We start from the raw sequence: 21,590 nt of genomic DNA, 5'->3' as shown, positions 1-21,590 counted from the left end.
CCGAAAAGTTATATTTAAATAATAATAAAATATTCCAATACAAAAAATCCATCTGGTATTCACAGATGGATTTTTTTTGTATAAATTATCCCAATTACTTTTTACTCTTCCTTTAATTCATCAATTACTTTTTTAATCTCCTCAGCAAATTTTCCATAGAACTTATGAACCCACCATTCTAAAGAAATCCCCATAAACAGCACTACAAAAACTACTATTAAAAAGAATCCGATTAATTCACTATTGGAAAATTCCAAATCAAAAAATCCGCGGGTATTATAAAACCTGTAATAATAAAACCCTAACAAATACAGTACTAAAAATGGTGTTAAAGCAAAACCAAATGTTTTATACAGCTCCATGTTTAGCCGGATATCAAAATAGGTTTCGTAAAGACTGTCTTTGGTTCTTAAAGTTATATTATTTAATCTTTTATAAAAAAAATAAAGCTTTGTTAAATAATAAACACAAACAGCGGTAAACAAACTGAATAATAAATAATAAAAAAAAGTAATTTTAGGAGAAAAGCCAGGGAACAAAGGAACAATTCCAACAAAAACAATCGAAGATACCTGGTAAACAAATTCTTTCTTTAAATTTTTTCTAATCTTATCCAATGGAGTGTTGGCCAATTGTATTTTCTCCAAATTTACTGGCAGTGTAACATTTTCGGGCTTTTCGTTATCCCACGCATTTTGTATATCGTTAAAATCCATATCCTTGATTTTTAATAATTTCTTTTAATTTTTCTTTAGCTCTGTTTAATTTCACCCTTGCATTTCCTTCTGAAATCCCCAGATTTTCACCAATTTCTTTATGGGAAAATCCTTCTAGCTGGTAAAAAATGATCGCTTTATCTATTTTTTCAAGTTTTTGAACTGCTTTGTAAAAATGTTCAATCTGACTTTCTTTAATGTGCGAATCTCCTTCTTCCTGTCTGATATTATCCGAAATGACAGCATACTTATCTACTTTTCGCTTTTCCTTTTTCAGGAAAACAATTGCTGTATTTACAGCAACACGGTACATCCATGTTGAAAACTGACTTTCATTTCGAAACGAATCATACGATTTCCAAAGCTGACAAACAATTTCCTGAAATAGATCCTGCTGATCATCAGAATTGTCCATATACATTTTAGAAACTTTATACAAAATTCCTTTATGGCATTCTATCCGATCCAAAAACTCTTGTTCCTTTGCTTTCAAAACAGATTTAGTTCATTATGGGGTTTACGGTATATCCTTCTTTTCTCAGCAAATTAACAACTCCATACTCGCCTCCCAAATGTGCCGCTCCAATCGCAAAGAAAATTCCGTTTTGACTCATTAGTTCAGGCATAACTTTCACCCAGTTTAAATTTCTATTGTCCAGAATTTGCTTTTTAGTTTTCTCGCTGGTTACTTTTACATCCGTTGTCAATGCATACATCTCATTGATATTTTCAGTTTTATAAGTCTCTACCAAATCCGTTGTTTCCTCAGCGGTTGATTCTTCCAGAAGTTTTAAAATCTCATCATTTGAATACGCATTTTCAAGAATTTCAAATTGGGTCTTAACGGTTTCAAGACCAGAAACTGTACTATTTCTTTGTTTTGCCAATCCCGAAAATTCCATTTCATAAAACTTCAAATCTGTACAGCCAAAACTTTTCATAGAAATTAAACTCAAAACCGTTAAAAGACTAAAACTGTCTACTTGCTGCACAGTCATTCCTGCACTTCTTTTCAAAATAACATCTAATTTAGCCAGCTGTTCCGGACTTAATTTTTTACTAAGCGGCTCTTTCCCCATGGCCAGCTGCTGCATCTGACTCATTTCATTGGGATCCGTAAAATTGATTTCCAGAAATAATTTATCTGATAAACCGAATGCTTTTTTCGCCTTTTCCGACAAAAAATAATCTTTTGAACAAATCATATGAATGGTTCCGTATAAATAGGATGACTTTTTAAGCCCCTTTCCTGAAACTTCCCACAGAAGTGAATTTTCAAGTTTTAATGATTGCGACTGCCCTAAAATAACGGCAGTAAAAAAGAATAAAAAAACAGTTAAGATGGATTGAAAGGTTGTTTTGTTAGTTTTCATTTTTCTTGTTTTAAAATGAGCAATTGAAATTGTCTAAGTATCACTTAGTTTTATTGAATACAGTGCGTAAGTAATCAAATCACCAAAACGTTACAATACTCTTTATCTTTTTTTTAAATGCAGTAAAAACAAAACATCAAAGCATACTAAATTCGGAATTCTGCCTTACAACGATTGCATTGGTATCGATATTTAAGATAAAAAGGCATTAAAACAAAAAGCAATGAAAAAATAAATGCAAAAAGAGACTTTACATCTCTGACAGAAGTTATCATGTGAACTTCTTCTGCCCCGCAATCATATTTTTTTCGTCTAATGAATATTGACTAACGGCTGCCAGTATTTCTTCAGCTCTTTCAAAATCTTCACTTTTAACAAAAAGCTTTACTCCTCCTACTGCATTACTTTAAAGAGGGTTTGAATCTACAACATGATTATCTCTCAGATACACTTCAATTCCCTCCGATTCCAGTTTACCGCAAAATATTTGAGCTTCTGTAGAATACTGGTAACTTTTAATAAACTTAAAATCTTCTTCCATACTTAAAAAATAAAATCTCTGATCAATTCCAAAACCCTGTTAATTTCTTCGTGAGAATTATAACTATGAATACACAAACGCAGTCTTTCCTGACCTTCGGGAACCAAAGGCGGCAGAAGGGACTGTACATCAAAACCTTTTAACTGAAGTTTTATCTTCAATTCTTTTATATTTTCATAACCCGGTACAATAGCAGAATGAATCGCCGATTTACTGGGAACGAACATTGGTTTTAAACCCAATAAATTTTTCTGCTGATTAAAAAACACAATATTCTGACGAAGTTTTTTGACAGCTTCATTTTCAACTTTCAATTGCTGATAAGCTGTCAAAATTCCCGCCGTCAAATGTGAAGACAAAGCGGCACGTCGTATTAAATTTTCTGAGAAATTTACAAGATATTCTTTTTGTTCAGCTGAGACCAAAAACGCAAAACCGGAACATCCCAGCCCTTTCTCAAAATTCAAAATTCGGGCAAAAACGCTCTTAGATAACTGTAAATGCTGAACCAGACCTTCTCCTTTCTCTCCAAAAACTCCCAGTGCAGAAGATTCATCAACAATTAAATAACAACCATATTTTTCTGAAAGCAAAATTAATTCTTCCAGATTAGGACTATCTCCATCCAGAGAAAAAACACTTTCGGTAATAATATAAATATTTGAACCGGGAAATCTGAGGAGAAACTGCTCCAAATCTTCAACATCATTATGAATGAATTTAAATGATTTAGCTTTCGATTCTTCAATTCCGTTTTTTAACAAAACACAACATAATTCATCATACAAAATAACATCGTTTTCCTGCATTAGAGCGTCAAAAAAAACAGCATTGATATTCAAGTTCAAATCAACCATTAAAGCCGCTTCTGCGTTATGAAAATCTGCTATAAAATCCTCTGCGATTTCAACAAGTGAATCATTCTCCGAAATAAGTCCGGAAAATGCGGTCTCATTCTGGAAAAATCTATTTTCAAGAAGATTAGCAGATACCTTCCCTGATATAATTTCAGATTTTGAAAAACCAATGTAATCATCAGAAAAGAAATCAATCAGATTATTGAAAACCGGACGTTTTTGAAAAGAATTATTCTCTTTACAACTCTCCGGTTTCTGATTTAGGTTTTCAGGTAGTTCCATAAAGTAAAATTAAGAAATTGAAGCTGCAATAAAACAAACAGCGGATTGAATAATCCGCTGTTGTAAATTTACTTTTATAAATTACTGATAAAAGGAGATTGTCTGCTGTATTTAGATTCTGTCATTTCTTTAATCATAAACTTCGAAATGCCTAAAGCAGAGATTTTATCTCCTAAACAGTCTTCCAGATTTACCATTATCTCAGAACTATTGTCTGTAAACTCAATAAAAGGAACGCGAACTTGTGTCCAATTTGCATCGCTTTCTTCTAAAAGCCGATAGGCTTTTTGACGATCTTCCTGAATTATCGGAAAATTAGCTTTCATCCAATCTGTTGCCATAATCGTTTTTGCGCTTTTCTTATCAAAAGGAGTATCTATATTAAGTCCGGCGAGCAAAACATAACGCTCAATTCCGAATTCATTCATTGCCTTTAAAACATGATTTGTGACTTCAGCTGCAACCAAAGGCTCGTCCTTTCTTTGGCCGATAGTACTCAAAACAGCATGAGAATCTTTTAATAACGATTTTATGTTTTCAAAATGGAGAGCATCACCTTTGATGATTTCGATTCTATCACTCTTTATTTCGAATTTTTCAGGATTTCTAAGTAATAGTTTTAAACTAAATCCTTCTTTCAGTAACTGGTTTACCAGATAGTTTCCAGTTTTTCCGCCACCCCCGAGAACAGCGATTTTTGATATATTTTTCATAGGTATTCTTTATAAAATTTGACATAAAAATTTGTCGCTTAATCTTACAGAAAAAGCGAAAACATAAAGACTTACTAAATCTTTACAACAAAATCAATATTTTATAAAGAGATTCTAATGCTTCAAAAATAGGAAAATAAAAAAAGCCAGACAATAACTATCTGGCTTTTAACTTATTTTAAAATTGTCTTAGTCAACTAAAACAATTATCTTATTGTCTTTCATTTCAATTGTTCCGGACGTGATTGCTAATGTATAAGTCTGATCATTAACTCTCGTAAATTTATCAGCTACCTCTTTAGAAAAACTGAAGCCAGGAGCTGCAATTTTAATTATTCCTTTTTCTAAAATAGAAACAATCGGTGCGTGATGATTCAAAATCTGAAAGCTTCCATCAACTCCCGGTAAAGTAACCGAAGTAACTTCTCCTGAGAATAATTTAGCCTCTGGTGATACTATTTCTAAAATCATAACTTTTTTTTAAGTTCCAAATTATAAAATTCCAAATCCCAATTTTGGAATTTGGAATTTTTATTTTTTGATGTTTGTCAAGCTATGCTTGATTATGCTTCAGCTAACATTTTCTCTCCGGCTTCGATTGCATCCTGAATAGATCCTTTCAGGTTGAAAGCTGCTTCCGGAAGGTGATCTAACTCACCATCGATAATCATGTTAAATCCTTTGATAGTATCTTTAATATCAACTAATACACCCGGAATACCTGTAAATTGCTCTGCTACGTGGAATGGCTGAGACAAGAAACGCTGTACACGACGTGCTCTGGATACTGCAAGTTTATCTTCTTCAGATAACTCTTCCATACCTAAGATCGCGATGATATCTTGTAATTGTTTGTATTTTTGAAGAATTTCTTTAACTCTTTGTGCACAGTTGTAGTGCTCATCTCCTAAGATGTGTGGAGTCAAGATTCTTGAAGTAGAATCTAACGGGTCAACCGCAGGATAGATACCTAACTCAGCAATTTTACGAGACAATACAGTTGTAGCATCTAAGTGCGCGAAAGTTGTAGCCGGCGCCGGGTCAGTTAAGTCATCCGCAGGAACGTAAACCGCTTGTACAGATGTAATAGATCCTTTGTTTGTAGAGGTAATACGCTCTTGCATTGCCCCCATCTCAGTTGCTAATGTCGGCTGGTAACCTACCGCAGATGGCATACGTCCTAAAAGAGCTGATACCTCAGAACCTGCCTGAGTAAAACGGAAGATGTTATCAACGAAGAACAATACATCTTTCCCTTGGTCAGATCCAGCTCCATCACGGAAATACTCAGCGATAGATAATCCTGAAAGCGCCACACGCGCACGAGCTCCAGGCGGCTCATTCATTTGTCCGAAAACGAAAGTAGCTTTAGACTCTCTCATTCCCGGCATATCTACTTTAGACAAATCCCATCCTCCATTTTCCATAGAATGCATGAAATCATCACCGTATTTAATAATTCCTGACTCTAACATCTCACGAAGCAAGTCATTTCCTTCACGTGTTCTTTCACCTACTCCAGCGAATACTGAAAGTCCACCGTGACCTTTTGCAATATTGTTGATCAACTCCTGAATCAATACTGTTTTACCAACACCAGCACCACCGAACAATCCAATTTTTCCTCCTTTTGCATAAGGCTCAATCAAATCGATTACTTTGATACCTGTAAATAAAACTTCAGATGAAGTTGATAAATCTTCGAATTTAGGAGCTTGTCTGTGAATTGGCAGACCGTTTTCTCCAGTTTTTGGTAAATTACCTAAACCGTCAATGGCATCTCCAACAACATTAAATAATCTTCCGTATACATCCGGACCGATTGGCATTTGGATTGGATTACCAGTTCCAACTACTTCATAGCCTCTTGACAAACCGTCCGTAGAGTCCATAGAGATTGTACGAACAGTGTTTTCTCCAATATGAGATTGTACTTCTAGAACTAATAAAGTTCCGTCTTTTTTAGTGACTTCTAGTGAATCATAAATTTTTGGAAGTTCAACATCTTTACCGTTGAAAACTACGTCTACTACTGGTCCAATGATTTGAGCAACTTTTCCTATTACTTTTGACATTACTTATGTATTTATTAAATAGCTATTTAGGTTTATCGAAAATACCTCTTTTTTCAGAGCGCAAAGATAATTTTTTAAAATATAAAATCAATTTTTTTTTCATAAAAAATACCATGATTTTGTTTGATTCATAAAACTAGCTCAAAAAATAACCAAAACGGCATTTTTTTAATAAAAGAAAAAACCGCTTCATCTTAAACAGAAGCGGTTTTTTTCAAAAGTTAGAAATATCTTTAATTATAATTGCTTTGGGAACAGGACCTGATAATTACCAATATCCACACCTTTTAAATTAGAACCATATTTAGCATTAATTGCTTCGATAAATTTATTAGCAATAAAAGCATATCCCCTTGGAGAAGGATGAACGCCATCTAAAGAAAACATCCCTCCGGTAACAAATGTAGCTTTCAGCGTAAAGTTATTCATAGAAACTCCATTTGAAGTATTTAAATCATCCATAATCTTTTTAGCATCAACAATAGCCAGACCATTTGCCTCAGCCGCTGCATTAATTACTAAATTGTAAGCAGTAGTAGCTGTTTCAATTTCTGCCACTTCCGAAGGCAGTAAAACATATCTGTCCGGCAGAGGAAAAGTAACTCCCAATTGTGACAATAAAGGCGAAGGCGAAGCAACACCGTCAGCAGCAACACTCGGAACTTTACCAATTCTGGAAGAAGCACCTAAAACAATAAGATCAGTAGATTTTGCCTGTCTTGCTCTTCCAAAAATCTGCCCCATTACGGTAGCTGTAGTTGCATCTAATCCACCACCCATTAAAACTGCTTTTAAACTGGCCGACAAATCCGGTAGATTTTCATCTGTAATCAATAGCGGATTATTACCTGTTGCAGACAAAAGCTGAATTCTGTCTCCCTGACCCAAATAAGCCAACGCATTATGAAGCGGACTATACAACTGAGCATTTAAAGCACCAACCAGACTAACTCCGTTAACAGTCAAATTAGACTGCTTTAACTGATTATAAGCGATCACGTGAAAATGAGGAAGTGTCGTAATATTAGGAAGATTCGCAATAACCCCTTTTCTGCCGCCGGAAGCCAGCTGAGCAACCAGGCCTTTATAAGCTGCTTCAAAAGTTGCGGGAGGTGTTAACGGATTTACTGTTGGATCTCCACCGGCAGTCGCATAACCTAATTCATCATTACCTCCAATCCATAAAGAGAAAAAGGTAGGATTCTGACTCAAGGCATCAGCCAGAACTGTGGTTGTAGCACTGGATGCAAAACGGGCAAAATACGGATTTGCCGTTCCTGTCGCAACTCCCGCAGCATTTCCATAACCAGGCGCTAACAAATGAAAACTTTTAGCACCGGGAACCCCTAAATTATTAAAAGTCCCTGACAAATGAGCCGTAACTTCTGTAGTTGGTGTTCCGGCTACCGGATCAACTGTTGATTCAGGATGATCAGCCGTTACAGTAGTATTAAAATAATAACGAGGACCAGAAATAACATTTCCTCCCAGCAGCAAACCTCCAATATTATCATTTGCAAAAGGTGTTTTAAACTCTCCTCCTCCAACTAAAGCAAACTGCTGCGACAGAATATTAGGATATGCCCCTTCCTGTCCTTTTATAAACAAGGCATTATCACTGAAACCAGCCGCAAAGGAATCCCCTAACGCGACGTATTTTGAAAAATCAGCAGACCCGGAAGTCAGAGGCTGCCCATCAGATGAGTCAACAGCAGCCGTTGTCTCATCGTCACTATTACAAGCCATAAAGGTTAACGAAACCAATACAAGCCATTTGAAATTTTTTATCATGATGCTATATTTTTAAATTATTCTTTTCAAAAGTTCATTTTAAGAAAAGCAAATAACCATTATTTAATTGGTCAAAGATTATGATTACGGATTAATAGTCCACGAAGCGAAATACTGCTGACCTATCAATCCGGCTCCAATAACCTGATAGTACTCTTTTCCACCAATATTAGCAGCTCCTAATTTTACTACTGATTTTAATTTTGGAATTCCATAATTGATCTGAGCATCAATTACAGTTGCTGATTTTATGGTTCCATCCGCAAAGCTGGACTCCCACTCATATTCACTGTTCCATCTTCCGCTGACATTGAAACCGAAATTTTTAAATAATTTCTCATTACCAAGAGAAACTTTAACCCTGTGTTTCGGAGTATTAAATCCTGCTTCAAAACTAGGGTCTTTTGACTGATCAAAATCAAACTGAGCATAGTTATAATTCACCCCTAACTCAAAATCAGCGATTACTTTCTTAGACAGCCCTACTCCAAATCCCAGCGAATGTATTTCTACCTCGGAGTTAGTATACAACTGATACACTCTGTACTCACCATTCTGAATAGCACGTATAGACTGTACACCAGGATCAGCAGTGCCTGCCAGAACATTTGGGTTATCCTGTGCTGTTCCGTAATAAGGAGAAATTACATTTAAGTTTCCAATAAAATTATTATAGATATTATAATAACCGTTAAGATCTATCGAGAATCCTTCGAAAACAGAGCGATATCCTAATTCAAAAGCTTTCACTTCTTCCGGCTTTACATAATTGGCTCTTGATTTCTTTAACAATGCCGCTGCGGCTACCGGATTAGTTCCCGCCATTGCAGAAAAAGCGCTCACAGAACTTGCCAGATAAGAATTTCCATAGGCATCTTCTCCATTCATATTTTTAGTAGCGCTTCCTGTATACAACTGACCTTCTGCACTCAGATTAAAAGTTTCATTAAATCGGGTCAGGTTGTCTGGTGCAGAACCAAGCAATACGGCATTTCCAATATTAAACCCAATATACTGATCCTGAGTTGACGGATTTCTGAAACCGGTTTGAAAAGACCCTCTGAAATTATGATTTTTCTTTTCTCCTGCAGAATACACCAAAGACAAACGCGGCGAAACATTTCCATCAAAATTTTTAGACTTATCATAACGAATCGAACCTGTAAACTTCAATCTGTCATCTATAAATTTTTTCATCACTTGTGTATAAGCTCCGTACTCATTGTAATTAATAGGACCATCTGCATCTGTATAAATTCTTCCATGAGAGTTCAGCTCATACAATCTGAAAGAACCTCCCACCTGAATTTCGGCAAACTTAATTTCATCTTTAAAATTATAATTGGCATCTGAATGATAAATTCTTGAATTATCCACCAATTTTGAACCAGACAGGACATCTTCTTCATTTATAACCTGATTAAAGGCTTTACTAAACTGAGAGGTACCCGGTAAAAAACGACCTGTATCTGCTGTAGCTCTTCCCGCTGCGTGAGCCTGCTGCGGACTCATACCTGCCAGAGTACCCTGAATGTAAGCTCCTGCATACTGTCCGAACCAGGTATTATCATCTTTCCATTTTCTATTTACATTAATACCTGTAAAAACCATATCATAAGAATGACCACCATCTTCAGAAGTAGTATACCCTCTTAAGAAAAAGTTTTTTCCTTTAAACTCTAATTTATGCTGCTGCATAAAAAAGTCATTCAGATAATATCTGTTAGCTCCCTGATACACTGCATTACCTGTACCAAATTTACTCTGCCAGATAATCTCCAGTCTTTCGTCACCAAAAGGCCGTCCGTGAAAAGAGAAGTCAATCTTTTTATTTGAGGCTTTATTATTCGTAAGATCTATTTCATTATAACCCGTTCTACTGACAGTTGTATTTGGCAGAAGATTAGATGCGCCCGCAGGAATCAATCCCATCGCTTCTAATTTTTGTCCTACACCTTTAATGTTTGTCGAAGCTTCATCACCGTACACGTTAATACCGTCATACCCCGGATCTGTTCTGTCAATACCTGCTCGGGTTTTATCATCATAGTTCGTTGCATACCAGTCTGTAGCCTGCATGTAAGTAAAGTTTGCTTTGGCTGCAAAATACTTATTAAAAGCGTGCGCAAAACGGATACCGAAATCATAATACCCATTTGTACCTGCAGCCTCCTGTGAAGTTACTCCGTATTTAAAATAAGTCGAAATTCCCTGATTGGTAAAAGGACTTTTACTGGTCATAAACAATATACCATTAAATGCATTGGCTCCATATAAAGCCGAAGAAGCTCCGGGAAGAAGCTCCACACTCTGAACATCAACTTCAGAAACCCCGATCATGTTTCCTAAAACAAAGTTCAATAACGGAGATGAATTATCCATACCATCTACCAGCTGCATAAAACGAGTATTAGCCACCGTAGCAAATCCCCTTGTATTGATAGACTTGAATGACATACTACTGGTATTCATCTGTACCTCTTTCATATTTTCCAGACCATCATAAAAAGAAGGCGAAGCTGTCTTTTTGATATCCTGAATCCCCATTCGTTCAATAGTTACCGGTGACTCCAGAACTCTTTCAGGGGTTCTTGATGCCGAAACCACAATCTCATCCAGTTTCGTTTCTTCATCTGCCAAAACCACATTTACTTTTTGATTAGCAGCTGTAATACTGATGGTTTTAGTTTCAAATCCCACTGCAGAAACCTTTATGGAAAAAGGCAGTTTAGCACTAGTGGTTAATTTGAACGTTCCGTCAAAATCGGTTGATACACCGCTGCTGCTTCCTGACACAACAACATTAGCACCAGGAATAGACTGTTTGTTACTGTCGGTAACAGAACCTGTAATTGTATTCTGCGCAAAAGAAATTCCGCTGAAAAACAACATAATTAGCAAATAGACTCTCATTAGGGTTAATTTTTTGGTTAGTTCTTTATTAGTTTCTATAGCCAAAATACAAATATTTTTGATATTAATAAAAAAACGTTAAAAAAAACCAACATTATACACTTTTATTAAAACAATTTTAACTATTTCATAATTAAATTTATTGGATTAAAATCAAAATAGTATTAACTTATTCACAACAATACTATGCATACATATAATTTTTGTCAGTTTTTTTAAATATTTAATAAAAATACACTGGTCAGAAAAAAAATTTGATAATAAAAAAAGCAAGATCCTAAATCTTGCTTTTTTAACATTACTCCTGCCTATACTTACTTACCGGATTCTATTTTATCCAGACGTACTTTCAGCTTATTCATTTCTTTGTTTTGCTCAATGATATACAAAGCCATTTCCTCTATTTTCTGCAGCAGTTTTGCATTCATTTCTCCCAGATTAATACCATCCTGTAATACCTCTTTTTCACTTGGAATATCTTTTAAATGCCCATTTTCTTTGATGTGCTGTTCTACTTCATCAAGTGTCGGCAGCTCATATTCTTTCTTAAAAACAAAATCGGACCAGCCTGAAGCCAGCACTTTTACTTCACGCGCAGCTATGGACCCCTCGACAGCCAGTTTATGAGTACCCGTAGTTGTGGTTCCGATACCTAAACTGCCATTGGCGTTTAATATCATTTTTTTGGCTCCATAAGATTCCCAGGAAAACAATGGTCTTGTGGCAACCGATATATCACTAAGTCTGGAATCAAATGTCATTACCGGAACTGTGCCATTGTCATTTGCCGAATCAATCAGCCCGGCAAAATGGAGCGCTGCCTTGTTGTCACTAACATGATATCCCTGTAAACTGGGCGTAAACTGCCCGTCGACGGTAGTAAGATTAACAATTTTGAAATAATCTTCCGGAGCGTCACTTACATTTAGTCTTAACAGGTTTTCGGAACCGGTTTTTGCCGTACTGTATAAATCAAGCTTCGCAGCAGGTGTCGCTGTACCAATACCTACATTTCCATTGGTAATCTGCATAACATTTTTACCCGTTCGGTCTCCAAAACGTATCCCTCCCCACCATTGTAATTCTAAACCCGATGAACCTGTAACAGGGAAGATTCCTATTGTATAATGAGCAGGATCATTAAAACCTACAATAGGCAGACTCTGACCATAAAACATCCCCGAACAAAGCAGCCCCATAATCGCAAAACAATTCTTAAATTCTTTTCTTTTCATTTTGATAAGTATATTTTTTTTTAATATATAAAAAACAGATTATTCTTGTAAATATACCTTTATAACCTTATTTATTCAAAAAAACAGATTATTTATGGAAAAAAGATTGTATAATACCAAAACTTCTTAAAATACACAATAAACTGATTCGACATCTCTTACTCACTTACTGAAAAAACCAGTAATGCAAGTTGTTCTTCAAAGATTATTATAACATTTCGGAAGTATAACCCCTAAAAGTTTTAGTTTAACAACTAAAAGACAGTAAAATGATTTCTATACACTAAAAAAAACAGCTTATAAAGCTGTTTTTTCTAGTCTCTTTTATTATTACTCCAGAAATTTTCATCTGAAAAACCAGGCTTAAACAATAAACATTGTAAAAACCTATATCAAACCAGATCTTTATCACAAAACTCATAAATACAAACTTTTAGGATTATGATTTTTATAATTCCATATCCTTTTTGAAACCTATAAATCTACAAAGAGAGTTCAATTATCAGTAATGACACGTGAAAGGATTTATGCGAAAAGAGTTTTACGTACCTATGCAGACCATTATAGATCCACAAACCTACAAACAAAAAAAGCGGAACCTAAGTTCCGCTTTATCAATATATTATATATTCTGTTTTTTTATTCTACTGTAACCGATTTAGCCAGATTACGGGGCTGATCGACATTACATCCTCTCATAACCGCAATATAGTACGAAAGTAACTGTAACGGAATTGTAGTAATAAGCGGCGATAAAGCATCAGAAGTTTCCGGTATCTCGATTACATAATCGGCCAGTTCACGAACCTGAATATCTCCTTTGGTCACTACAGCAATAATTTTACCGCTGCGCGATTTAATTTCCTGTATATTACTTACAATTTTATCGTAATGTCCTTGTTTAGGTGCAATCACGATAACCGGCATCTGCTCATCAATTAAAGCAATCGGGCCGTGTTTCATTTCTGCCGCAGGATAGCCTTCAGCATGAATATAGGATATTTCCTTTAATTTTAAAGCTCCTTCTAAAGCTACCGGGAAATTGTACCCTCTTCCTAAATACAAACAGTTGGGAGCATCTTTAAACGCAGCTGCAATTTCTTTTGCCCTGTCATTGGTTTCTAACGCTTCTGTAACTTTCTCCGGTATAATTTCCAGTTCCTGTAAATAGGTATGGAAATCTGTATTGGACAAAGTTCCTTTTGCTTTTCCTAAACGCAGTGCAATCATGGTAAGAACTGTAATCTGCGTAGTAAAAGCTTTAGTAGAAGCCACTCCAATTTCGGGTCCTGCATGTGTATACGCTCCTGCATGACTTTCTCTGGAAATAGAAGAACCTACTACATTACAAACACCAAAAACAAAAGCGCCGTTTTCTTTAGCCAGTTTTATAGCTGCCATGGTATCTGCAGTTTCACCTGATTGTGAAATAGCAATGACCACATCGTTTTTATTGATAATCGGGTTTCGGTATCTAAACTCCGAAGCATATTCTACTTCAACCGGAATACGGGTAAACTCTTCAAAAATATACTCTGCCACCAAACCTGCATGCCACGAAGTACCACAGGCTACAATCAGGATTCGGTTTGCGTTTAGGAATTTTTCGATATTATCCTCAACACCGGCCATCTGAACAATCCCTTCATTCGCATGAAGTCGTCCTCTGTAAGTATCTTTAATTACGGTTGGCTGCTCATAGATTTCCTTAAGCATAAAGTGGTCGTAACCGCCTTTTTCAATCTGCTCCAGGTTCATCTGAAGTTCCTGAATATAAGGATCTACTAAAGAGTCGTCTTTAATTTTTCTTATTTTGATAGGTTTATGCAGTCTGATATTCGCCATTTCGCCGTCTTCCAGATACACTGCATTAGAAGTATATTCGATAAACGGAGATGCATCTGAAGCGATGAAATATTCTCCTTCACCTACACCTATTGCCAGCGGACTTCCTAATCTGGCCGCTACAATTTCGTTCGGGTTCTTTTTATCAAAAACAGCGATCGCATAAGCTCCCACTACCTGATTTAAGGCTACCTGAACGGCTTTACCCAATTTCAGGTTTTCTTTTTTCTGAACTTCTTCAATCAGATTCACTAAAACTTCAGTATCTGTATCTGATTTAAAAGTATATCCTCTCTTGATCAGCTCTTCTTTTAAAGGAGCATAATTCTCGATAATTCCGTTATGAATGATTACTAAATCACCGGAATTAGAAAGATGCGGATGAGAGTTAACATCATTTGGAACACCATGGGTTGCCCAGCGTGTGTGCCCAATACCAATATTTCCGTTTGTTGTAAAACCTTCCTGCGCTTTAACTTCAAGGTCTGAAACTTTACCTTTTGTTTTGCATAGTTTTACGCCCGATCCGTCGTCATATAACATAACGCCGGCGCTATCATATCCTCTGTACTCAAGCCGCTTTAGTCCTTTGATAACAATAGGATAAGCCTCTCTGTGACCGATATATCCAACAATTCCACACATATATAAATTATTAATTTGGTTTCGTATAGTAAACCTCGAGCCTTAATCGTTTATCATAATTAGTCTTATCTGTTGAAGGGATGTTATTACCAAACAATACAGTTCCTAACGGATTCATAACTGATGCTCTTGGTACGTCTGAAAAATATTCATTTGGATTAGCCGGATCATTATCGATCAGCACTCTCTTTTTCAGTTTATTTGATGTTATAATGCTAATATTGTCTGTAACCACCAGTCCTAGTTTTACATTGGCTGCCGTAGCAGTTTTTATAAGATTACGAACATGATTGGTTATTCTTACTTTGTAAGTAGACCCTCTTTTAGTGGTTCCGTCTACTGTAAGGATACCTCCAAAAATAACTTTCGACAATCTTGAATCAGTTGTACTGCTTGAACTGCCATCAGTTGAATAATCGACAAGTGGAATATTATCTGTTAAGTTATAGAGATAAACCCTGATAGGTTCCTGTGTCGCCAGGTTATCTGCATTTTTTGCCGCCATTTTATCTGCATCTACATGAAACACCAAATTAGCTTCATTTACACGCCAGTTTTTATAGGTATAGTTATGTCTGATCTCATCTAAAGCATCCGGCACTTTATTAGCACCTTCTTTTCTTAAACCTTCTTCATCATACCCATACAAATCTGTATTCCCAAAAAGCTCAATTATAGCAACAGACCCCTGTCCTCCTTTTAAATATAAAGAAGGATCGCCATTTGTTTTATCCGGCGATTTTATGGCTGTTTCGTAATTAGAGTCTTTAGCATCATTAAGTAAATTTACATTGTTACCCGTTAGACTGATTTCTATCGTTTTATCTTCTTTGGTACTTTCACTGTCTGTCGTGATAGCCGTTTTAGCTTTGTATTTTATGGTAATTTTACCCTGGGCAAAATTCAGCAGCGCCATATTACTCTTGGATGTACTTGAAGATTTTTCAACCATAAAATACAGTCCTCTGAAATACTCCTGAAAAACATCCGCTGAAACCAGTTTTGCAGTTGGAGCATTTAATATTTTTTCCTGAAAAAAGTCCTTATTCAGATTTAAACGCATCTGCGGCGCCACCAGGGTTATTACTTCTTTACCGTCACTGTCCTTTGTTTTATCTGTTATCTCTCCCGCATCAAAAAAGAACTCGTCATTTTGAGCTTTCGCCGCATCATCATTTAACCGCCCCTTAGAACCATAAGGTTTTTTAACACTAAAAAAGTCTGTATTCTGATCTGTATAATACAACTGCGTTAATTGCGCACCATTATCTACATAATTGCTGCGCATTTGGTAACCGGATTCATATACGCTTAAATTAAGCTTTCCTTCAGGAGCTCCATAAATAGAATCGAGTGCGTAGGTATGCGTTCCGTCAGATTTGGTTTCTGTTATACGGCTGAAATACGGAATGCTCAATACTACACTTTCAATAACGGGTTCTTCTCCTATAGTAGGATCATAAGACGTAAGAGCCACCTGTGTATTGTAATTTGCCGTGGTGGTTCCAAAAACCGGGCTATCGTAAATACCTAAAGCATTAAGTGTTAAAGAATTGGACTGAACAGCTTTTACTTCCTGATTATAAGCCAGAACATCATACTTTTCAGATTCTAATCCAAAATTATCATCCCCAATCAAATCATCACCCAGTGCATTAAAATCTTTGTCACAAGAACAGAAAAGAACAACTGTAACAGCTAATAGAATTTTCTTAATAAAAGAAGTATTGTACATATTAATAATAAAAGTTAATTTTTAAAGACCAAACGTTCTGTAGAAATTTGTATACGCATCAGCGAACCCATCTTTCCCGGCGAAAGGTAAAAAAGGTTTTCCTGAAGATTCTATAAATTTTGTTAAACTTGAAGAAACATTCGGAGATGCTATAATTACTCCATCAGAATGTAATATACTGGCTTTTAAAATATTCTCATAATTTGGAGTCTCCAGATCAGCAACAGATTCGTGCGGTACACCGTCAAACTTCACTTTATTGATCATCTCCATATCTAAATTTTCGTCGAACGACTGACCGTAAACCGAGGTAATAATTTTCGTATCATTAAACAAAGCTTCATTTTTATAATAATGCTTCATATAAATAGGCAGCATCGCAGCCAGCCACCCGTGTACGTGAATAATATCCGGGACCCAGTTTAGTTTTTTAACGGTTTCAACTACACCTTTTGCAAAAAATATAGAACGTTCATCGTTATCCGGATACAAGGCTCCTTCTTCATCTGCAAAAGTGGCTTTACGTTTAAAATATTCGTCATTATCAATAAAATATACCTGGATTCTTTCTTTTGGAATCGAAGCTACTTTGATAATCAACGGCATATCTAAATCATTCACTACCAAATTCATCCCTGAAAGTCTGATTACTTCATGCAGTTGGTGCCTTCTTTCATTGATATTCCCATATCTTGGCATGAAAATTCTTATCTGACCTCCCTGATCATTAATCATTTTAGGAACGTCATAAGACATTAAAGAAACCTCATTTTCAGCCAGATATGGCACGACTTCAGATGATACGTATAATATCCTCTTATCTTTCATAATAGTATTTTACTTAATTTTTGGTAATAAAAACGTCGCAAAATTACAAAATTTTATGCAGTTTATAACTAATATATTATGTTTGCACTAAATTTTAATAATACCGCCATGCATATTTTCTACGGTAAAGTAGCTCTGATAGCCTATTTAAAAACTATCAAAACCGCAAATTCAACTATCGGATTTGTACCCACTATGGGAGCTTTACACCAGGGACATCTGGCTTTAATGCAGCGTTCATTAAAAGAAAATGACGATACCGTTGTAAGCATTTTTGTAAATCCGACCCAGTTTAACAATCCTGAAGATCTTGAAAAATACCCTCGTACTCTTGAAGAAGATGTCAGGAAAATGAGAGGATTAAGTGATAAAATCATTTTGTACGCCCCATCGGTTGAGGATATTTACGAAGGAAATACCATCTCACAGTCTTTTGACTTTGACGGCCTCGAAAATCAGATGGAAGGGAAATTCAGACCCGGTCATTTTAACGGAGTCGGAACCATCGTAAAACGTTTGTTCGAAATCGTCAGACCAACCAATGCTTATTTTGGCGAAAAAGATTTCCAGCAGCTTCAGATTGTTAAAAAAATGGTCGAGAAAAACGATCTGCCGGTAAATATTGTCGGCTGTCCAATTTTTCGGGAAGACAATCAGTTGGCCATGAGTTCTCGTAACGAACGCCTTACTCCCGAAGAAAGAAAAGAGGCCTCTATAATCTATAAAGTCCTGACAGAAGCCCGGGAATTATTCCAAAACAGTACGCCCGAAGCCACTATTCAGTTTGTCGAAGAAGCCTTTAAAGACAATCCGGTATTTGACCTCGAATATTTTGTAATTGCTGACGAATCCACATTATTACCCATAGATAACAAAATAAAAGACAAAAACTACCGCGCATTTATAGCGGTATTTGTTAATTCTATAAGGTTAATTGACACCATTTCATTAAATTAAATTACCTTTGCTGCATGCAAATTCAAGTTATAAAATCAAAAATTCATCGTGTTAAAGTAACCGGTGCCGATTTAAATTATATTGGCAGTATTACTATTGATGAAACTTTACTGGAAGCTTCCAATATTATTGAAGGCGAAAAAGTATCTATTGTTAATATTAATAATGGAGAGCGTTTTGAAACTTACGCCATTAAAGGAGAAAAAAACTCAGGTGAAATCACCCTGAACGGTCCTGCGGCCAGAAAGGTTCAAAAAGACGATATTATTATTATCATTTCGTATGCAACCCTGGATTTTGAGGAAGCCAAAACTTTCAAACCCTGGATTATATTTCCAAATGAAAACGACAATTCGTTAACCTAGATTTATTCCCACTTTTACTTTACAATACCGCTTTGGCAAAATACTTTTGTACAAACAGTTATCCTTTTGTCTTAATCCGAATCTCTCTGCGTAAGAAATCATTGCTTTTTTGATACCCCGTTAACCAAAAAGCAAATTAAAGTATTATATTGCCTACTATTTTCAATACTTTTTAATTCACTGAAATGCCACAAATCATGAAAAAAGTTTACCTGCTGATAACTCTGTTTTCCGCTTCTGTTTTTGCCCAGAAAAAATTTGACAACATTCAATCGGAAAAATTAGGGGAAGAAAGAAGAATAACCATTGGATTACCTGCCTCTTACGATGCGAAATCAGATAAAAAATATCCGGTATTGTATCTTTTAGACGGAGATTATCTGTTTGATCCTTTTTCGGGAGCTGTAAGTTATGGGACTTACTGGGACGATATTCCGGAAATGATTATCATAGGGGTACACCAAAATAAAGACGAGGAACGATATGATGATACCACCATCGATCAAAATGAAGGTTTACCTTTTGAAAAAGGAGCTAAATTTTTCGAATTTATAGCTTCAGAACTCATTCCGTATGTAGAGAAAAAATACCGTACCTCACCGTTCAGAATTATTGCCGGGCACGATGTTACAGCAAGTTTTGCTAATTTTTACCTGTATAAAGAAAATCCGATTTTTGATGCCTACATTTGTTTAAGCCCTGAACTGGCACCAAAAATGGAAGTTCGTATAGCCGAAAAATTTGCCAAAATACAAAAGCCGGTCTTCTATTACCTTTCTGCCGGAGAAGGTGATATAAAAAAAATAAAAGAGCCGATTGAAAAATTAGCCGGTAATATTAAAATTGCCAATAATCCGTTAGTTAATTATAAATACGAAGTTTTTAAGAATGCAACACATTATACTGAAGTTTTACATTCTATTCCAAGTGCTTTATATCAGATTTTTGAAGTTTACCGACCAATAAATTCTGCCGAATACAACGATAAAATTGCTGTTCTTGAAACGGGTTATGCTGACTATCTGGAAAAAAAATACAATATGATGTCTGAAGTCCTCGGCGTTCAGATTCCGGTTAGAATGAGTGATTTTAAAGTAATTGAAAATATTATCCTTAAAAAAAATGCCTACGATGAATTAGGAAAAATGGCTGAAATTGGAAATGTAAATTACCCAAAAGCCATGCTCGGAGAATACGAACTGGGGTTGATGTATGAAAAAATGGGAGATCCTAAACATGCTGCCAAAAAATACCAGAATGCTTCCCAGATGGAACCTATTGGAGATTTAAACAAGGACCTGATGTATGAGAAAATTGACCAGATGAACAGCCTTGCTAAAAAAACAAAATAATGTCAAAAGTTAAAACTTCCTTTTTCTGTCAGAACTGCGGTACCCAATATGCCAAATGGCAGGGCCAGTGCAATGCCTGCAAAGAATGGAATACCATTGCCGAAGAAATCATCCAGAAACAGGAAAAAACAGCCTGGAAAAGTGAACCCTCTACCAGCAGCAGGGCTCCAAAACCTTTAAAAATAAACGAAATCGATTCGACTCAGGAAATTCGGATGAATACTACTGACGGAGAATTAAATCGTGTTTTGGGAGGCGGAATTGTTCCGGGATCTTTAACACTTTTAGGCGGTGAACCGGGAATTGGAAAGAGTACACTTTTACTTCAAATTTCATTAAAATTACCTTATAAAACCCTGTATGTTTCAGGCGAGGAAAGTCAGAAACAAATCAAAATGCGTGCGGAACGAATTACGCCAAACAGCGATAATTGTTATATACTCACTGAAACCAAAACACAGAATATTTTCAAACAGATTGAAGCCATTCAGCCTGAAATTGTCATTATTGATTCTATTCAGACCTTACATACCGATTATATCGAATCAACAGCCGGAAGTATTTCGCAAATCAGGGAAACTACTGCCGAACTGATCAAATTTGCTAAAGAAACCAGTATTCCCGTTATTTTAATTGGTCATATTACCAAAGACGGAAATATAGCCGGACCCAAAATCCTGGAACATATGGTCGATACTGTTCTTCAGTTTGAGGGCGACCGAAATCATATTTACCGGATTTTACGTTCTCTGAAAAACCGTTTTGGATCTACTTCCGAACTTGGAATTTACGAAATGCTGGGAAGCGGTTTACGCGAAGTAAGCAATCCGTCTGAAATTCTCATTTCACACAAAGACGAAGAATTATCCGGTACCGCGATTGCCACCACACTCGAAGGCATGCGTCCGCTGATGATCGAGATCCAGTCACTGGTAAGCACTGCCGTTTACGGAACACCACAGAGAAGTACAACAGGATACAATGCTAAACGTTTAAACATGATTCTGGCTGTTCTCGAAAAAAGGGCCGGTTTTCGTTTAGGAGCCAAAGACGTTTTCCTCAATGTCACAGGCGGAATTTCAGTAGACGATCCTGCTATTGATCTGGCCGTTGTGGCCGCTATTCTCTCTTCAAACGAAGACATTCCGGTTGGAAAAGGCTTTTGTTTTGCGGGAGAAGTAGGACTTTCGGGCGAAATACGTCCGGTAAACCGTGTTGACCAGCGTATTCAGGAAGCCGAAAAATTAGGTTTCGACACTATCTTTGTTTCCAAATACAATAAAATAGCCTTAAAAAATACCGGAATCAAAATTGAACTGGTTGCTAAAATTGAAGATGTAGCCAGTATTCTTTTTGGTTGATTTCTG

Annotated in this window: 18 protein-coding genes; 4 read left to right on the top strand and 14 right to left on the bottom strand. The window is 36.1% G+C overall.

Annotated features, from left to right (window positions below; translation table 11 throughout):
- Nucleotides 1–101: 101 nt before the first annotated feature.
- The 14 genes from ACODST_RS20100 to ACODST_RS20035 form a co-directional block, all read right to left on the bottom strand.
- Nucleotides 102–716, bottom strand: coding sequence for a hypothetical protein (locus ACODST_RS20100; protein WP_488933874.1), 615 nt, complete (start codon nt 714–716; stop codon nt 102–104).
- The gene (locus tag ACODST_RS20095) at nt 706–1,209 is read right to left on the bottom strand and encodes an RNA polymerase sigma factor (protein WP_488933873.1); all 504 of its coding nucleotides are present in this window, start codon (nt 1,207–1,209) and stop codon (nt 706–708) included. The genes ACODST_RS20100 and ACODST_RS20095 overlap by 11 nt, the downstream gene beginning before the upstream one ends.
- A 7-nt stretch (nt 1,210–1,216) precedes the next feature.
- Nucleotides 1,217–2,089, bottom strand: coding sequence for a TraB/GumN family protein (locus ACODST_RS20090; protein WP_488933872.1), 873 nt, complete (start codon nt 2,087–2,089; stop codon nt 1,217–1,219).
- A 406-nt stretch (nt 2,090–2,495) separates the two neighbouring features.
- On the bottom strand, nt 2,496–2,630 hold the full coding sequence (locus tag ACODST_RS20085; RefSeq protein ID WP_488933871.1) for a hypothetical protein: 135 nt from the start codon (nt 2,628–2,630) through the stop codon (nt 2,496–2,498).
- A 2-nt stretch (nt 2,631–2,632) separates the two neighbouring features.
- Nucleotides 2,633–3,769 (bottom strand): aminotransferase class I/II-fold pyridoxal phosphate-dependent enzyme, encoded by a 1,137-nt coding sequence (locus ACODST_RS20080; RefSeq protein ID WP_488933870.1) that lies wholly within the window; start codon nt 3,767–3,769, stop codon nt 2,633–2,635.
- Nucleotides 3,770–3,843: 74 nt separating this feature from the next.
- Entirely contained in the window at nt 3,844–4,482 is a 639-nt protein-coding gene (locus ACODST_RS20075) for an NAD(P)-dependent oxidoreductase (protein WP_488933869.1), read from the bottom strand.
- Nucleotides 4,483–4,671: 189 nt separating this feature from the next.
- Nucleotides 4,672–4,953 (bottom strand): F0F1 ATP synthase subunit delta/epsilon, encoded by a 282-nt coding sequence (locus ACODST_RS20070; protein ID WP_488933868.1) that lies wholly within the window; start codon nt 4,951–4,953, stop codon nt 4,672–4,674.
- Between the two features lie 92 nt (nt 4,954–5,045).
- Nucleotides 5,046–6,557 (bottom strand): F0F1 ATP synthase subunit beta, encoded by a 1,512-nt coding sequence (gene atpD / locus ACODST_RS20065; RefSeq protein WP_073415454.1) that lies wholly within the window; start codon nt 6,555–6,557, stop codon nt 5,046–5,048.
- Nucleotides 6,558–6,794: 237 nt separating this feature from the next.
- Nucleotides 6,795–8,348 carry an SGNH/GDSL hydrolase family protein gene (locus ACODST_RS20060; protein WP_488933867.1) on the bottom strand — a complete coding sequence of 518 codons (1,554 nt, stop codon included), beginning with the start codon at nt 8,346–8,348 and terminating at the stop codon, nt 6,795–6,797.
- A gap of 84 nt (nt 8,349–8,432) precedes the next feature.
- A complete protein-coding gene (locus tag ACODST_RS20055) occupies nt 8,433–11,261 on the bottom strand; it encodes a TonB-dependent receptor domain-containing protein (RefSeq protein WP_488933866.1) in 2,829 nt (942 codons plus the stop codon).
- Nucleotides 11,262–11,575: 314 nt separating this feature from the next.
- Nucleotides 11,576–12,496, bottom strand: coding sequence for a hypothetical protein (locus ACODST_RS20050; protein ID WP_488933865.1), 921 nt, complete (start codon nt 12,494–12,496; stop codon nt 11,576–11,578).
- A gap of 639 nt (nt 12,497–13,135) precedes the next feature.
- Nucleotides 13,136–14,986 (bottom strand): glutamine--fructose-6-phosphate transaminase (isomerizing), encoded by a 1,851-nt coding sequence (glmS, locus tag ACODST_RS20045; protein WP_488933864.1) that lies wholly within the window; start codon nt 14,984–14,986, stop codon nt 13,136–13,138.
- Between the two features lie 10 nt (nt 14,987–14,996).
- Nucleotides 14,997–16,721, bottom strand: coding sequence for a BamH family beta-barrel-assembly machinery protein (bamH, locus tag ACODST_RS20040; RefSeq protein ID WP_488933863.1), 1,725 nt, complete (start codon nt 16,719–16,721; stop codon nt 14,997–14,999).
- Between the two features lie 21 nt (nt 16,722–16,742).
- On the bottom strand, nt 16,743–17,549 hold the full coding sequence (locus ACODST_RS20035; RefSeq protein WP_488933862.1) for a glycogen/starch synthase: 807 nt from the start codon (nt 17,547–17,549) through the stop codon (nt 16,743–16,745).
- Between the two features lie 78 nt (nt 17,550–17,627).
- Between ACODST_RS20035 and panC the strand changes: the two genes are divergently transcribed.
- The 4 genes from panC (at nt 17,628) to radA (ending at nt 21,584) form a co-directional block, all read left to right on the top strand.
- On the top strand, nt 17,628–18,506 hold the full coding sequence (gene panC, locus ACODST_RS20030; RefSeq protein ID WP_488933861.1) for a pantoate--beta-alanine ligase: 879 nt from the start codon (nt 17,628–17,630) through the stop codon (nt 18,504–18,506).
- Between the two features lie 14 nt (nt 18,507–18,520).
- Nucleotides 18,521–18,871, top strand: a complete 351-nt coding sequence (gene panD, locus ACODST_RS20025; protein WP_008465481.1) for an aspartate 1-decarboxylase — start codon at nt 18,521–18,523, stop codon at nt 18,869–18,871.
- 197 nt (nt 18,872–19,068) lie between these two features.
- The gene (locus ACODST_RS20020) at nt 19,069–20,223 is read left to right on the top strand and encodes an alpha/beta hydrolase (RefSeq protein WP_488933860.1); all 1,155 of its coding nucleotides are present in this window, start codon (nt 19,069–19,071) and stop codon (nt 20,221–20,223) included.
- The gene (gene radA / locus ACODST_RS20015; RefSeq protein WP_488933859.1) at nt 20,223–21,584 is read left to right on the top strand and encodes a DNA repair protein RadA; all 1,362 of its coding nucleotides are present in this window, start codon (nt 20,223–20,225) and stop codon (nt 21,582–21,584) included. Before ACODST_RS20020 ends, radA begins: the two co-directional genes overlap by 1 nt.
- The last annotated feature ends 6 nt before the right edge of the window (nt 21,585–21,590 follow it).

It is taken from the genome of Flavobacterium sp. FG19 (assembly GCF_057809475.1).
Note: the sequence above shows the minus strand (reverse complement) of the source record. Positions and strands in the feature narration are given on the sequence as shown.